At 53.8% G+C, this 15,660-nt stretch carries 11 protein-coding genes and 3 tRNA genes; 6 read left to right on the forward strand and 8 right to left on the reverse strand.

Features of this window, described 5'->3' with window-relative positions; all coding sequences use genetic code 11:
- Nucleotide 1 precedes the first annotated feature (1 nt).
- From rlmM to ACF8OF_RS03445, 3 genes are read right to left on the reverse strand one after another with little or no spacing between them, the layout of a single operon-like run.
- The gene (gene rlmM / locus ACF8OF_RS03435) at nucleotides 2-1,099 is read right to left on the reverse strand and encodes a 23S rRNA (cytidine(2498)-2'-O)-methyltransferase RlmM (RefSeq protein ID WP_045138339.1); all 1,098 of its coding nucleotides are present in this window, start codon (nucleotides 1,097-1,099) and stop codon (nucleotides 2-4) included.
- Nucleotides 1,092-1,487, reverse strand: a complete 396-nt coding sequence (locus ACF8OF_RS03440; RefSeq protein WP_015422457.1) for a DUF423 domain-containing protein — start codon at nucleotides 1,485-1,487, stop codon at nucleotides 1,092-1,094. Before ACF8OF_RS03440 ends, rlmM begins: the two co-directional genes overlap by 8 nt.
- A 26-nt stretch (nucleotides 1,488-1,513) precedes the next feature.
- The gene (locus ACF8OF_RS03445; protein ID WP_004242201.1) at nucleotides 1,514-2,440 is read right to left on the reverse strand and encodes a transcriptional regulator GcvA; all 927 of its coding nucleotides are present in this window, start codon (nucleotides 2,438-2,440) and stop codon (nucleotides 1,514-1,516) included.
- Between the two features lie 511 nt (nucleotides 2,441-2,951).
- Between ACF8OF_RS03445 and csdA the strand changes: the two genes are divergently transcribed.
- Nucleotides 2,952-4,163: a cysteine desulfurase CsdA gene (csdA, locus tag ACF8OF_RS03450; RefSeq protein WP_392495729.1), complete on the forward strand. Its 1,212-nt coding sequence runs from the start codon at nucleotides 2,952-2,954 to the stop codon at nucleotides 4,161-4,163.
- 9 nt (nucleotides 4,164-4,172) lie between these two features.
- On the forward strand, nucleotides 4,173-4,619 hold the full coding sequence (csdE, locus tag ACF8OF_RS03455; RefSeq protein WP_392495730.1) for a cysteine desulfurase sulfur acceptor subunit CsdE: 447 nt from the start codon (nucleotides 4,173-4,175) through the stop codon (nucleotides 4,617-4,619).
- Between the two features lie 5 nt (nucleotides 4,620-4,624).
- Here csdE and tcdA read toward each other — a convergent pair whose 3' ends face one another.
- Nucleotides 4,625-5,440 carry a tRNA cyclic N6-threonylcarbamoyladenosine(37) synthase TcdA gene (gene tcdA, locus ACF8OF_RS03460; protein WP_392495732.1) on the reverse strand — a complete coding sequence of 272 codons (816 nt, stop codon included), beginning with the start codon at nucleotides 5,438-5,440 and terminating at the stop codon, nucleotides 4,625-4,627.
- A gap of 94 nt (nucleotides 5,441-5,534) precedes the next feature.
- Nucleotides 5,535-6,632 carry a murein transglycosylase A gene (gene mltA / locus ACF8OF_RS03465; RefSeq protein WP_279799008.1) on the reverse strand — a complete coding sequence of 366 codons (1,098 nt, stop codon included), beginning with the start codon at nucleotides 6,630-6,632 and terminating at the stop codon, nucleotides 5,535-5,537.
- A 230-nt stretch (nucleotides 6,633-6,862) separates the two neighbouring features.
- Between mltA and ACF8OF_RS03470 the strand changes: the two genes are divergently transcribed.
- The 3 genes from ACF8OF_RS03470 to ACF8OF_RS03480 all read left to right on the forward strand — a co-directional run bounded on the left by ACF8OF_RS03470 (nucleotide 6,863) and on the right by ACF8OF_RS03480 (nucleotide 7,178).
- Nucleotides 6,863-6,939, forward strand: a tRNA-Met gene (locus ACF8OF_RS03470).
- Nucleotides 6,940-6,998: 59 nt separating this feature from the next.
- Nucleotides 6,999-7,075, forward strand: a tRNA-Met gene (locus ACF8OF_RS03475).
- A 26-nt stretch (nucleotides 7,076-7,101) separates the two neighbouring features.
- Nucleotides 7,102-7,178: transfer RNA gene (locus ACF8OF_RS03480), tRNA-Met, on the forward strand.
- Nucleotides 7,179-7,323: 145 nt separating this feature from the next.
- Here ACF8OF_RS03480 and amiC read toward each other — a convergent pair.
- Nucleotides 7,324-8,574, reverse strand: a complete 1,251-nt coding sequence (gene amiC / locus ACF8OF_RS03485) for an N-acetylmuramoyl-L-alanine amidase AmiC (RefSeq protein WP_262863937.1) — start codon at nucleotides 8,572-8,574, stop codon at nucleotides 7,324-7,326.
- Nucleotides 8,575-8,854: 280 nt separating this feature from the next.
- On the opposite strand from amiC, the gene argA reads away from it, so the two are divergent.
- Nucleotides 8,855-10,183, forward strand: coding sequence for an amino-acid N-acetyltransferase (gene argA, locus ACF8OF_RS03490; protein WP_392495734.1), 1,329 nt, complete (start codon nucleotides 8,855-8,857; stop codon nucleotides 10,181-10,183).
- A gap of 9 nt (nucleotides 10,184-10,192) precedes the next feature.
- Here the strand turns inward: argA and recD are convergent, their stop codons facing one another.
- Nucleotides 10,193-12,025, reverse strand: coding sequence for an exodeoxyribonuclease V subunit alpha (recD, locus tag ACF8OF_RS03495; RefSeq protein ID WP_392495735.1), 1,833 nt, complete (start codon nucleotides 12,023-12,025; stop codon nucleotides 10,193-10,195).
- Nucleotides 12,025-15,657 carry an exodeoxyribonuclease V subunit beta gene (recB, locus tag ACF8OF_RS03500; RefSeq protein WP_392495736.1) on the reverse strand — a complete coding sequence of 1,211 codons (3,633 nt, stop codon included), beginning with the start codon at nucleotides 15,655-15,657 and terminating at the stop codon, nucleotides 12,025-12,027. The genes recD and recB overlap by 1 nt, the downstream gene beginning before the upstream one ends.
- Nucleotides 15,658-15,660 lie beyond the last annotated feature (3 nt).

The raw sequence follows: 15,660 nt of genomic DNA on the forward strand, positions 1-15,660 counted from the left end.
ATCAGAATACCCGATCCGGGTTATACGCTCCCCACACCCGCTGAACATGCACCGTAATTTCCTCACGGTCATGATACAGATGCTTCGCATGGATCAGCGCATTTACGCCCTGCTCTTTCATTTCAGCAGCCATTTTTTCGAGGATATGCGATACCTCTTCATAGCGTTTTTTCATCGGCAGTTTGAGGTTGAAAATCGTCTCGCGGCACCAGCCGTTAACCATCCAGGTGGTCATCAGCGCAGCCACTTTCGCCGGTTTTTCCACCATATCACAGACCAGCCAGGTAATATTTTTGGAGGTCGGCACAAATTTAAAGCCGTCCTCACGGAGATGGCGCACCTGACCGGTTTCCATCAGGCTTTCGGCCATCGGGCCGTTATCCACCGCCTGAACACGCATACTGTGTTTCACCAGCTGATACGTCCAGCCGCCCGGACATGCGCCCAGATCCACCGCCTGTAATCCGCCTTCCAGACGCTCTTCCCACTCGTCATACGGAATAAACATGTGGAACGCTTCTTCCAGCTTGAGGGTGGAACGGCTAGGTGCATCTGACGGGAACTTCAGACGCGGGATGCCCATGTAGAACATCGAGTTATTATTTGAATACGAATAACCGACATAGCAGCAGCCCGGTGCGATAAAGAAAACATGAATGACCGGACGGCCCCGGTTCTCTTTTGCCAGCAGCAGTTTTTCCTGACGCAGCGCTGAGCGCAGCGGTACCGTGAATTTGCGGCAGAACTTCATCAGCTCTTTGGCTTCATTGGTGTCAGGCACTTCGACGCGCAGCTCACCCGCACGCTCCACCACACCGGTCAGCATCCCCATGATCGGTGTGATCCGGTCATTTTCGGGTAAGTTTTTCAGCAGTTCGCCGACAACGATCATCTGACGGGCAAAAATCAGCTCTTTAAACGGGATCTCTTTTGCAATGCGATCGGCATCATCCGGCTGATAGCATTCAAAAATGACATAACCGCTGTTCTCTTTCACCCGCGGGAAACCAAAAATCTCAAGACGCCCGGCTTTATCCGTGATCTCAGCGGCACACTCTTTCTCAAAACCCGGACGGCAATATAATGCTATTTTATTCATGGCCGGAAGCCACTTTCCTTAGACGCAACGCGCCAATCAATACACAAAACCAGCCTAACAGGAAACTTACCCCGCCAACCGGCGTAAAATAGGCAAAATATTTCATCTGTAACAGCGCCATACAATACAGGCTGCCGGAAAACAGCAAAATGCCGATCCCGAAAAACAGTCCGCTCCAGTAAAACCACAACACCACTTTGCGCATCAGAACCGCAGCAAGCCCCATCAGAGCGAGTGTGTGTGAGATCTGGTACTGGAGACCCAGATTAATCCAGTCCATCTGGTGCTTTGCCAGCACCGGAGTTAAAAGGTGCGATCCTATTGCGCCGAATGCAACATAAAAAAAGCCGCTGAAACCGGCAAAAATTAACATCAACCGACTATTCATTTGCCATACCTTATGTGATGTTCAGGTTAATCCTGCTCACTTGTCATCCAACCTAGTTTTTCCTGTTCACTCGCCGCCTGCGCCATAATCCACTGACGGAATGCTGCGATTTTACCGGAATCAGCCTGACTGTCCTGACACACCAGATAAAACGCATTTTTACTGACCAGAATATCTTTAAACGGGCACACCAGGCGACCGGCATCCAGTTCATTTTTTGCCATAACATTATTGACCAGTGCCACGCCCTGCCCGTGTACTGCGGCCTGAATCACCATTGCACTGTGGCTGAAAATCGGCCCGTGCTGCACATTGACCTGCTGCTGTAAATCCGCCTGGCGGATATACGCCTGCCAGTCACGGCGGGATGAATCATGCAGGAGTGTATGATACGACAAATCGGTCAGTGTTTTGAGCGGTCGTTCACCGGTCATCAGTGACGGCGCACACACCGGGATCAGATATTCCGCATACAGCCGGTCTGTACGCAGACCCGGCCAGTTACCTCTGCCGTAAAAAATCGCCACATCCACATCATCAGCCAGTTTATCTTCTTCGCGGTCAACCGCCTGGATCCGCACATCAATCCCCGGGTAGGCCTGATGAAAACCGGACAGACGCGGCACCAGCCACTGAATCGCGAAACTCGGTGACAGACTGACCGTCAGTGCCCCTTTGGCACTGCGCGCCTGAAGTTTGCGTGTGGCATCGTTTATCGCTGAGAAGATTTCCTTTATATCGAGATAATAACTCTGCCCCTCTTCCGTCAGCAACAACGAACGGTTCCGGCGGCGGAATAATTTCAGCCCGAGGAAATCTTCCAGGCTTTTCATCTGATGGCTCACGGCAGCCTGGGTCACAAAAAGCTCTTCCGCCGCCTTAGTAAAACTTAAATGACGGGCGGCAGCATCGAAGACACGCAGTGCGTTGAGCGGAGGCAATCGTTTGGACATTTTCTGGTTTTTCTGTCAGATCCGGATACCGGTAACGTAAGTTTATTCGGGATTAGTTTTTGTAATCCGAAGCATTATAAATTGTCCCTTGATGATACACCAGCAAATACCTATAGTATGCCCACTTCCTGAGCCGGAACGAAAAGTTGAACGGTAGCGATACTGCAAAACTTTTGGCTATGTGGTTGTGATGTTGTGTTTGCAAGTTGTCCGGGAGTTCCGGACATAGTAGCTTAAGCTACTGTTTTTTTCACTTCCTGTACATTTACCCTGTCTGTCCATAGTGATTTTTTGAATGCACCGCCGATTGCGGTGCTTTTTTTTGCCTTCCGTCCGGCAGATACGCGTCCCCCGTCTGGAAAGCCGCCACAATGTTGATTATAGTAAACCGTCGCCGACGGTACTGCCGCCGCGATCCGGCCGGTCACCGCCAGGCTCGCGCCTCTGATGTACCGGATACCGCACTTTTTGCATAAGCTCTGTTTATCTCAGGCTGCCGTTGATAACACTGATGAAAACCTTTTCTCCCGATACATTCCGCCGTGCCTTCCCCGGGGCTGCCGGTGACACTGTTTTTCTCGACAGCGCCGCCACCGCCCTTAAACCGGAGGTGATGACACAGGCTACCGCCCGCTATTATCAGAATGACAGCGGCGCGACCGTTCACCGCAGCCATCACCGGCAGGCCAGAGCCGTCACTGAACAGTTTGAGCAGACTCGTGACGCCGTGCGGCAGCTGATTCAGGCTGAAGATGCCCGCAGCTGTATCTGGACAAAAGGCACCACCGAATCCCTGAACCTGGTCGCTCAGGGCTTTTTCCGCCCGCGTCTGCAGCCGGGGGATGAAATCATTGTCAGTGAGATGGAACATCATTCCAACCTGATCCCGTGGATCATACTGGCACAGCAGACCGGAGCAACCCTGGTGAAATGGCCGCTGACGGCGGACAGAACGCTTTGCTGCGATCAGCTGGCAACCCTGCTGTCACCGCGCACCCGGCTGGTGGCGGTCACGCAGATGTCCAATGTTACCGGATACCGGCCGGATATCGCCCGTGCGGCACAGCTGGCACATCAGCACGGCGCACTGATTGTCGCTGACGGTGCTCAGGGCGTGGTTCACCATCCGCTGAATGTCACCCTCAGTGATGTTGATTTCTATGCATTTTCCGCCCACAAGCTCTATGGCCCGAACGGGCTGGGTGTGCTGTATGGTCGTCAGGAACTGCTCCGTGATATGCAGCCGTGGCAGGGTGGCGGCAAAATGCTGACCGACACCGACTTTTTCAGCTTCACCCCTGCTCCGGTTCCCGCCCGTTTTGAAGCAGGAACACCGAATGTGGCCGGTGTTACCGCGTTCGGGGAAACCCTGCGCTGGCTGGATACCATCGATCTCACCGCCGCCCACGATTACACCATTGCACTGTGTGACAGTGCGGAGCAGCAACTTGCGGCACTGCCCGGTTTCCGCAATTACCGCAGCCCAGGCAGCCCGCTGCTGGCCTTTAATATCGATGGTATTCATCACAGTGATATTGCCACGCTGCTGGCGGAAAAAAATATTGCCCTGCGCCACGGACAGCACTGCGCGCAGCCGCTGTGTCAGGCGCTGGGCACGGAAGGCTGTCTCCGGGTCTCTTTTATGCCGTATAATCAGCCGGATGATGTCCGTCAGCTGGTGCAGGCGGTACAGTTTGCCCTTGAAATCCTGGCTGATGACTGAGAGAAAAAGATGACACACACATTCCCGGCACACCCGTTCGGTCACACTATCCGCCGTGAGCAGCTCACGGAAACCTTTTCCGCCTGCCGCTCATGGGAGGAAAAATACCGTCAGCTGGTGATGCTGGCACGTCAGTTACCGGCACTGCCGCCGGAAAGCAAAGGTGAAGAGACCGAAATCAAAGGCTGTGAAAACCGCGTCTGGCTGGATGGCACTCTCAGCAACGATGGTACGCTGCATTTTTGGGGGGACAGTGACGGGCGGATTGTTAAAGGTCTGCTGGCGGTACTGCTGACCGAAGCGGAAGGCCTGACACCGGCGGCACTGTTATCCGCGGATTTATCCGCAGCGTATCAACAGTACGGGCTGAGCTCGCAGCTCAGCCAGTCCAGACAAAACGGGATTCAGGCACTGATTGATGCCGTCCGCGCCATTGCACAGCGGTTCAGCGCCTGAAAGACTTACTCAGCCGCAGCACGCTCCGCTTTTGCCATCAGTTTTTTCAGTGCATGAGAGACCGCCACAAACCCGAAGGATGCCGTGACCACGGTGGCGGCACCAAACCCGGCAGCACAGTCCATCCGCATACTCCCTTCCGTACTGTTTTTCATACCACAGGCCGCGCTGCCATCCGCCTGCGGGTAACGCAGCGGCTCTGTCGAGAACACACAATCAATCCCGAGCCGTCCTTTGCCGTTTTTACGCACACCGTAGTCTGATTTCAGGCGTTCACGCAGTTTCGCCGCCAGCGGATCCTGTAAGGTTTTCGCCAGATCCGCGACCTGAATCTGTGTCGGGTCGATCTGCCCGCCCGCGCCGCCGGTGGTGACCAGCGGAATTTTGTTGCGCCGGCAGTAAGCCAGCAGTGCCGCTTTCGGGCGGACGCTGTCGATAGCATCGATCACATAATCAAATCCCGGGCTCATCATATCAGCGATATTGTCCGGCGTGACAAAATCATCCGTACAATGCACCTGACATTCCGGGTTGATAGCCAGGATCCGCTCCCGCATCACCTCAATTTTCGGCTGCCCGACCGTACCCTGCATGGCGTGGATCTGCCGGTTGGTATTGGTTACGCACACATCATCCATATCAATCAGTGTAATAGCACCTATACCGGTACGCGCCAGCGCTTCCGCCGCCCACGATCCGACACCGCCGATGCCAACAACACAGAAATGAGATCGGGCAAACAAACGGAGCGCCTGCTGACCATAGAGACGACCAATACCGGCAAAACGCTGCAGATAAGCATCAGATAAAAGGGTTTGCATAATACAGAAACCTGCGGTGAAAAATGACAGAAACGACTAAGAAATAATGCGGGTGCATACTTCATTGCGAAGTATACACCGCAAGAATGAAAGACTACAGCACCGGGTTCAGGATCGGCGGGATCCCTTTTTTCAGTACCCAGACACGGCCGTAGTGATTGTAGAAACCGGCCATCAGCCCGGCATCGTGACCGATACCGTGATAGATATCGAAGTGATGCCCCTTGATAGCGCCGCCGACATCCAGTGCGATCATCAGACGCATATCATAACGGCCGGTAAAATTACCCTGGTTATCCAGCACCGGAACTTCCGCCAGCAGCGTAGTCCCCGGCGGGATCAGGGTTTTATCCGAGGCCACAGAGGCTTTGGCAATCAGCGGTACCGCGCTCGCCCCTTTTACCGGTGCAAACTGCTTTGGCGTGAAAAAGACAAAAGAGGCGTTTTGCTCCAGTAATTCCTGCACTTCCTGCGGAGAGTGACTATCGGCCCACTTGCGGATCGCCAGCATCGACATATCTTTCTTTTCCACCTCGCCGCGCTCGATCAGAACACGACCGATACTGGTATAACCGTGTCCGTTTTTTCCGGCATACGCGAAAAAGTTCAGCTCAGAACCATCGCCAAAATCAATATAAGCGCTGCCCTGAACATCCATCAGGAAGTTATCCATCAGTGAATTGCTGTAGGCGAGGACATAGTTATCACTCAGCGCCCCGTTATAAATCTGAGCACGGCTCGGCAGGCGACCGCCTTTTTTCGGCGGCATGCGGTAGATAGGATACTGAAACTCCCCCTGACGGGTATGACGGGCCTGAACAACCGGGGTGTAATAGCCGGTAAACTGTACGTTTCCGTAGTTATCTTTACCTTCCATCTGATAACTGTGCAGGTTGAACTGCCGCAGCTGCGCGGTATCCGCACCGGAACGCAGCCAGTTTTCAACCGCCCGGAAGTTATCACTGTACTGGTTGTACAGACGCGGAGAGGTCGTCCGGATGGCTTCCACCTGTTTCAGAAAGTCAGGGCCGTTGACCGGTATACCGGGGCTGTTGACGTTAGCCACTTCCTGTAAATTCTGCGTCAGATGCCCGTCTTTATACTGCTGACCTTTATCTGTCGGGCGGGATTCACAACCGACTAATAACGAAAACAATACACCGCACAACAAATACCTGCCGGTTTTGCTCATACCCATCTGCCAACCAATAATTTGAATTAATACAATATGTATGAGAACGATATCAAATCGCTTTTATTATGCAACCGCTTTAATTTTTTATCGCTGAGCAATCATCCGGCCAAATGAATAAAAAACAATCAATCGGCCGGATAATTAACCGAATCAGGGGGCGGGATAGCTTTTTATCAAGAAAAAACTTGCATCAGCTCTCATCCTGAGTATAGTGGGCGCCTCACAGACGCGGGATGGAGCAGCCTGGTAGCTCGTCGGGCTCATAACCCGAAGGTCGTCGGTTCAAATCCGGCTCCCGCAACCAATTTTTGAAATGTGTGGTCTGTGAATACAATGTAATATGCTCAGTTAATGATATTCGGACGCGGGATGGAGCAGCCTGGTAGCTCGTCGGGCTCATAACCCGAAGGTCGTCGGTTCAAATCCGGCTCCCGCAACCAACCTTCATATCATTAACAAAATCGGACGCGGGGTGGAGCAGCCTGGTAGCTCGTCGGGCTCATAACCCGAAGGTCGTCGGTTCAAATCCGGCCCCCGCAACCACTCTTCTGACAGATTTTCCTGTCACTTTTCCTGAAAAACACAAAACACGTCACTGAAACACGATTATTTCAGCACATAACGCTGCTTGTACTGTATGTGTCCGTTTCACACCACATCCTTGTGATGCATTGTCTTTGTTCTGTTCTCAGTTGCGCCGCGCAACGGCTCCGCCATTGGCAAAATACGCCTTAATCCCCTGAAAAATCGAATTAGCCATCTCCTGCTGGAATTTGGCGGTTTTCAGCAGACGCTCTTCCTCAAGGTTACTGATAAAGGCGGTTTCCACCAGAATCGACGGGATATCCGGTGCTTTCAGTACCGCAAACCCGGCCTGATCAACCGTCCGTTTATGCAGTTTGTTGACATTTCCCATCCGTTTCAGCACTTCTGAACCAAATTTGAGGCTGTCTTTGATACTCGCACTCTGCACCATATCAAACATGGTCTGATCGAGGTATTTGTCACCGCTTTTGCTGACCCCACCGATTTTATCCGCATCGTTCTGGGTCTGGGCCAGATATTTCGCGGTATTACTGGTTGCTCCCCGCGTCGAAAGCGCAAAGACCGACGAACCTCTGGCAGAGCGGTTGGTAAAGGCATCCGCATGAATTGAGACAAACAGATCCGCCCGCATTTTTCGGGCTTTCGCCACGCGCACTGACAGCGGGATAAACACATCCTCGTTGCGTGTCATATAGGCACGCATACCCGGCTCACGATCGATCAGCGATTTCAGACGACGGGCAATCTGCAGCACCACATCTTTTTCGCGGGTTTTGTATTTCCCGATAGCACCGGGGTCCTCTCCGCCGTGGCCCGGGTCAATCATAATAACGACCGGCCTGTCCTGACCGGCTTTACCCGGTTTCGGCGTTTCACGCGGCAGGCTCTCTTCCAGGTCACCGCGGTTGTAATCTTCCAGCAGTGCCAGCAACGGATCGTCTTCTGTCGCAGCACCATTTTTCGGATAAAAATCAAGCACCAGACGGTTTTTAAACTCCGCGACCGGGGTCAGTTCCAGCACCTGCGGGCTCATCGCCTGTTTCACTTCAAATACCAGGCGGACAGTCTGCGGGTCATTCTGACCGACACGGATCAGCTTCAGATGCGGATCGCGATCCTGCACCTGCTTATCCATGCCTTTCAGCACACTGTTGAGATGTACATTTTTCAGATCAACAACAATACGTTCCGGGTTTTGCAGTGAAAACTGCTTATATTTCAGCGGATGATCCGACTCAATAGTCACACGGGTATAACTGGATGCCGGCCAGATACGCACCGCCACAATTTGTGACGATGCCGCAAAGCCGAACGGGCTGATACTCAGCAGACAAAACGCCGCTGCGCCTTTCAGTAACAGACGGCGTGACGCATCATGTTCAGAATGACTCATGAAAAAATATCCATAGCGTAAATCAAATCAACAATAACCGGTGCGGATTATAAAAACCGGAAAATAAAGAAACAGAACAATTTATTCCGTAAATAATTTAAACGGCACTTTATCTAATCATTTGCGCCCTGTCATTATGCATTTTTGGCTTATATGGCGATAACACGGCATAAAACCCGGCAAAATCTTCACCGGCGACCAAAATTTACACTTGCTATTCCTGCGCAAAAAGAATAAAAATACATAAATTCCGAATAAAAATTCACTTGCGAGGGGTGTTATGAAAGAGCGCAGTATCGAACTGGTGGACGGATTTCGTCAGTCGGTTCCTTATATTAATGCTCACCATGGCAAAACATTTGTGGTGATGCTGGGCGGCGAAGCTATCGAGCATGAAAATTTTCCCGGTATTGTTAATGATATCGGCTTACTGCACAGCCTCGGCATCCGCCTGATTGTGGTGTACGGCGCCCGTCCGCAAATTGAAAAAAATCTGCTGGCCCATCAGTGTGAGCCGGTTTATCACAAAAATACCCGTGTGACAGATGCGCGGACTCTCGAGCTGGTCAAGCAGGCAGCGGGACAGTTACAGCTCGATATCACCGCCCGTCTGTCGATGTGTCTGAGTAACACACCGCTGCAGGGTGCGCATATCAATGTGGTGAGCGGAAATTTTGTGATAGCCCAGCCGCTGGGTGTGGATGACGGCATTGATTACTGCCACAGCGGGCGTATCCGCCGGATCGATGAAGATGCCATCAATCGGCAGCTCAATAACGGCGGTATCGTGCTGATTGGCCCAGTGGCGGTGTCGGTCACCGGGGAAAGCTTTAATCTGACTTCCGAGGAAATTGCCACGCAGATTGCCGTCAAACTGAAAGCGGAAAAGCTGATCGGTTTCTGCTCTGCGCAAGGCGTGGTGGCAGATGACGGCGGGATTATCTCCGAAATGCACCCGAATGATGCAGAGCACTATGTGCAGGCGCTGGAAAGCAGCGGCGATTACTACTCCGGAACCGTCCGTTTCCTGCGCGGCGCGGTGAAAGCCTGCCGCCGGGGCGTGAAACGCAGTCACCTGCTCAGTTACCAGGAGGACGGTGCGCTCATCCAGGAACTCTTCTCCCGCGACGGTATCGGGACACAGATTGTGATGGAAAGCTCGGAACAGACACGCCGCGCCAATATCAACGATATCGGCGGGATCCTTGAGCTTATCCGTCCGCTGGAGCAGCAGGGCATTCTGGTGCGCCGCTCCCGCGAACAGCTGGAAATGGAAATCGACAAATTCACCATTATTGAACGCGATAACACCACCATTGCCTGTGCCGCGCTCTATCCGTATCCGGAAGAGAAAATCGGTGAAATGGCCTGCGTGGCGGTACATCCCGATTACCGCAGCTCCGCACGCGGCGAGGAATTGCTGCACCGGGTCACACAGCAGGCAAAACAGATCGGACTGGAAAAGCTGTTTGTGCTCACCACCCGCAGCATTCACTGGTTTCAGGAGCGCGGCTTTGTCCCGGCAGAAATTGAAAACCTGCCGGTCAAAAAACAGGCGCTGTATAACTATCAGCGGCGTTCAAAAATCCTGATCCTCGGCTTTCAGTAATCTGCCGGACTAACGTAAGCGCCCGCTCAGCCCGCTGTACCGCTGAGTGGGGGTTTTCACCGCCCGCTTAACACACTCTTCGCGGCTGTAAATTGTCAGAAACTTTTTCGCCCGCGTCAGTGCTGTATACAGCAATTCACGGCTGACCAGCGGCGAAGGCTGTACCGGAAGTACCAGCGCGGTATGAGCAAACTCAGAGCCCTGTGATTTATGCACCGTCATCACATACGCCGTTTCGTGTGCCGGAAGACGGCTCGGGCGGATCCCCCTGATAGTACCGTCCGGCAGCCGGAAATACACCCGCAGTTCATGGTTTTCATCCGTCAGCATAATCCCGATATCACCGTTAAACAGCCCCAGCGGGCTGTCGTTACGGCTTATCATCACCGGTTTACCGTGATAGGCACGGTGCCGGTGTATCAGCGGACGACGGATGTGTCCCTGCTGATGCAGCAGCCGTTCAATACGCTCATTCAGCCCTTCCACGCCGAACGGCCCCTCACGCAGCGCACACAACAACCGGAACTGACTGAAAGCATCAAGCACCACCGCAGGGTCGGCATGCTGTTTCACCAGTGATAAAAACGGCAGATAGGCTTTCATGGTGTCTGTCAGTACCTGAGCATAGCCGTCTTCATCCTCCAGCGGCACATAACGAACATCCGGTCGTTGTCCGCCGAGAACCGCCATGGTTTCCCGGACATCACCACGGTTAACTGCTGCAGCCAGCTGCCCGATGCCGGAACCGGCATCAAAACGGAAACTTTTGCGCAGCAGACAGAGGTGATCCTGCACATTCACCGGATGCGCCGGTGATTTATCCGGCAGCACACAACCGGTCATTGCTTCCAGCACCTGCCGCCGCTGCGGTGTATAACCGGATTCAGCAAAGCGGCAGATATCCCCCAGCACCGCTCCGGCCTCCACAGAAGCCAGCTGGTCTTTATCCCCCAGCAGAATCAGCATCGCGTTCTCCGGCAGTGCATCAATCAGAGCTGCCATCATCGGTAAATCGACCATGGAGGCTTCATCCACAATCAGCACATCCGACATCAGCGGATTTTTCTGATGATGACGTAACCGGCGGCTGTCCGGCTGAGCGCCCAGCAGACGGTGCAGGGTTTTGGCCTGATCCGGCATCATGGCCCGCTGTGTGTCTGTCAAATCAAGCTGTGCAATGGCCTCACCCAGCGATTCAGTCAGGCGGGCAGCGGCTTTACCGGTCGGTGCCGCCAGTTCAATCAGCAGCGGTTCAGCGGCAGATTGCACTAATGTGGCCAGAATACGGGCAACGGTTGTGGTTTTGCCGGTGCCCGGCCCGCCGGAAATAACGGCGGTCCGGCTGCTGACTGCCACCGCCGCTGCAATTTTTTGCCAGTCCTCCGGTTCTTTCGTACCGAACAGTGCATCCAGAACCGGGCGCAATTTCCCTGCATCAGCAGAAACCCGCTGAGGCCGGGAGAAAAATTCCGCTACCCGGCATTCATACTGCCACATCCGGTGCAGATACAAGTTCTCTTCTGACAGCACAACCGGTGCGGGAAGTGAGCCATCACTAACTGCATCAGAAGCAGACAGCGCTGCTTTTATCTCCGGCAGTCCCGGCTCATTCAGCGCCCGCCAGACAGACTGCATAATCTCCGCATGCCGCCCACCCTGTTCCGCTGCGGGAATAATCCGCGACAGTGGCAGGCAGACATGTCCGCTACCGGTTTGTGCACTGAGCAGGGCAAAGACGAGTTGCAGCAGAGGATGGCTATCCGGTGCCAGCATCGCGGCAAACTGGCAGTCCAGGGGACGCAGAATATGCTCTTCACACAACATTTGTAAGTGAGTGTTCATTAACTTTCCTCCCCTTTAAACAGGGCATCCAGTTGCTCTGTAAATGCCTGTTCCGGGCGATAAAACCAGATCCCCTGACCGGGATGGTCCGGTGTCATGCCGCGTAAAAAGAGGTAATACACCCCGCCAACGTGTGTCTGATAATCATAATCCGGCAGCCGGTGACGCAGATAGCGGTGCAGCGCCAGCGTATACAACTGATACTGCAAATCATAGCGGTGCTCCACCATAGCCTGTTCCAAAGCCTCCGGCTGATAGTCAGACGGGCTGTCACCCAGGTAGTTTGATTTATAGTCCGCTATGTAATATTTACCCTCGTGATAAAACACAAGGTCGATAAAGCCTTTCAGCATGCCCGTCACCGCCGCGAAATCCAGCGGTGGTGCCTGCGCTGACAACGGATCATACTGCCGCGTCAGTGCATCCAGTTTTTGCGCAGTCAGGTCACCGTCTATCGGCAGGAAAAACTGCATTTCATCCTGTTTGTAACGCACCGGGATCGCACTGAGTACCAGCCCGTCCGCAGACAACGGTGTATTCACCAAATCCGTAAACCAGGTTTGCAGAAACGGCGCCCACTCCGCTGAAAATCCGTATGACAACAACTGTTCAGTGAGCCACTCAAGTGAGGGCTCACTATCAAATTCAAGCTCTTCAAACAGGCTGTGCAGGAATGTCCCCGCCAGCGCACCACGCGGGAAGGTATATGCCGTCTGCTGCGTTACCGTTTCATCCTGCTCTTCACCGAGCGTGTCAGTATCCAGTGACGGGCTGAGAGAGCGGATCATTGCCATCATCTCTTCCTGCCTGTCCTGCGTATACACACTGCCGCCGGATGACGCACCGTAGCTCAGGCCGCTGTAACTGGTCACACGCCAGCGGCTGCTGACAGTCCGGGTAAACGGCTTCACCGCCAGGGACGGCGGCTGTGAAACGCCGGGCTGCCACAATTGCAATTGCGGTTCTGTTATCCGGGTGACCGCTGCGGCGCTGTCACCCTGACAAAATGCATCAAGCCGCTCCTCCAGGGTTTTGCTGTCACACACCTGCCCGTTCTGAAGCAGATAACCCAGCCCGTTAAGATGCAGATCGGTATTACCCGTTTTTTTACGGTTACCTCTGATAATCGGCGCAACACCCAGGCTGCAATGGTAAACCGCCCGTGTCACCGCCACATAAAGCAGACGCAAATCCTCTGCCAGACGTTCTTTATCCGCCAGGGCAAGCTGTGTTTCATCCGGTGACAATGTCAGGCACGGCTCAAAGGTGGTTTCATCATGATAGAGACGCTGACCGCCCGCCTGAAAATTACAGATAAACGGCAGCCATACCAGCGGGTATTCCAGCCCTTTGGATTTATGAATAGTGCAAATCTGAACCAGATGCTGATCACTTTCCAGCCGCATCTGCTGGCTTTCCGACTGCGCATCCGGACGCAATACCTGTTGTGCCAGCCAGCGCACCAGCGCATGTTCATTTTCCAGCGTCAGTGAGGTTTCCTGAAGCAACTCACTGATATGCATGATATCGGTTAAGCGCCGTTCACCGTCCTGTCCCGCCAGCAGATTTTCCGCGATCTTCCGCTGACTGAGTACCCGGCGCAGCATCGGCAGAACACCCTGCTGCTGCCAGATCTGACCATAACCGGCGAACTCGTCCACCAGCCTGTCACGGGCAGATTCATCCTGATTCAGTGCCTCAATTTGTGCCGCATTCAGACCAAACAACCCGGACGCCAGCGCACTGCACAATAACCGTTCTTTTTCCGGATTCAGCACCGCCCGGAGCAGCCACAACAGCTCACGGGCTTCCGGTGTGTCAAACACGCTGTCGCGGTTTGAGAGAAAAACTGACGGGATCGCCCGCTGGTTAAGGGCATCTTTTATCAGCTGTGCTTCCCGGCGGCTGCGCACCAGTACGGTGATATCCGCCGCACTGACCGGACGTTGTTTCCCAGGCGGGCCAATCAGCGCAGTACCGTTCTGTCCGGCATCCAGCCAGTCGCGGATCTGCCCGGCACACACTCCCGCCATTGTCCGTTCATAATCCCCGCTGCTGACCCCCTCTGCGGCCTGCCACCAGAACTGCACTGCCGGTTGAGTTTCTCCGGCAACAACAAAAGCGGCATCATCATTTGCGGGCGCGGAACTGACCGGCTGAAACGGGATCTGTTTAAAGCAGAAAGGCTCATCTGCCTGCAAAAACAGCTTGTTAACACTGTCGATCATGGTCTTCGCGGAGCGGAAGTTAGTCCCCAGCGTATAATGCGCACTGACATCCTGCCGTGCTTTGATATAGGTGAAAATATCCGCGCCGCGGAAGGCATAAATCGCCTGTTTCGGGTCACCGATAAACAACAGCCCGTACGGATCTGCCGGTGTGCCGTTATCACCGGTGTTTTCCTGATAAGCCGTCTCCTGATAAATAGTACGGAAGATCCGGTATTGTTGCGGATCGGTATCCTGGAATTCATCGATCATCGCCACCGGAAAACGTCTGCGCAGTGTCTGTGCCAGCAGCGCCCCGTTTTCCTGATGCAGTGCGTTGTCCAGCCGGGTCAGTAAATCATCAAATCCCATCTCGCCCCGGGTCTGTTTCTCCTGCGTGATGGTCTGGCGGATCTCATATACCGCGCGGGTAAACAGAACATCCTCCAGCGTCAGTGCCTGCGCTGTCAGTTCCTCAATCGCAGAGAACACCGGATGTGACGGCGGTGTGCCGCCTTTTTTGGTTTTTTCATCCAGCACTGCCTGACTGAAACGTTCTATATTTTTCGGCAGAGCATAGTGTGTGGTTTCTGTTTCCTTCGCCCAGTCATCAATGCCGGCAATCCATCCGGGCACCAGATTGGCGCGGTAACTGCTTTTATTCAGATCAGAGTTCTGAATAAGACTGACAAAATCAGCATCACTTTCCCGCCAGCACTGTTTAACCTCATTGATCGCGGCGATAATTTTTTCATGGCGGGAAAGTAATGTCTCATCCGATTCCGGTGCATCGGTAATCCCGGGCAATTCCCCCTGCAGCCAGGGATAAATATCCCGCAGCAGTGCCTGAGGATCAGACCAGAGCTGTTTAATGGCTCTGGCCAGCTCAACCGGCAGCGGGTAGCAATGACGCCGCCAGAAGTCCTCACAGGCCTGTTTACGGACAGGATGCTCATCCTGAATCAGTGTTTGTTCAAAAAGCACGCCGGATTCAAAGGCGTTGTGTGTCAGCATGCGCTGACAAAAACCGTGGATAGTAAAAATGGCGGCTTCATCCATCTGCCGTTCAGCCAGCAGCAGACGCTGGGCAGCACTTTGTTTATCCTCAATCAGCGCCAGAAGCGGGCCGAACCCGTCATCCCCGCCCGGTTCCCCGCCCTCCTCATGACGCAGGCAGGCAATCCGCAGCTTATGGATGTTCTCACGGATGCGCCCCCGCAATTCATTAGTGGCGGCTTCGGTAAAGGTCACCACCAGGATCTCTTCCGCCGATAACGGCCGGACAAATGCCCCTTCACCAATTCCCAGCAGCAAACGCAGATAGAGCCGGGCCAGGGTGTAGGTTTTCCCTGTCCCGGCAGAGGCTTCAATTAACCGCTGCCCCTGCAGCGGTATTGTCATCGGATTTAAAGATTCAGCCGCCATTGT

Source organism: Morganella sp. TYF_1 (assembly GCF_043105645.1).
Taxonomy (GTDB): Bacteria; Pseudomonadota; Gammaproteobacteria; order Enterobacterales; family Enterobacteriaceae; genus Morganella; species Morganella morganii_B.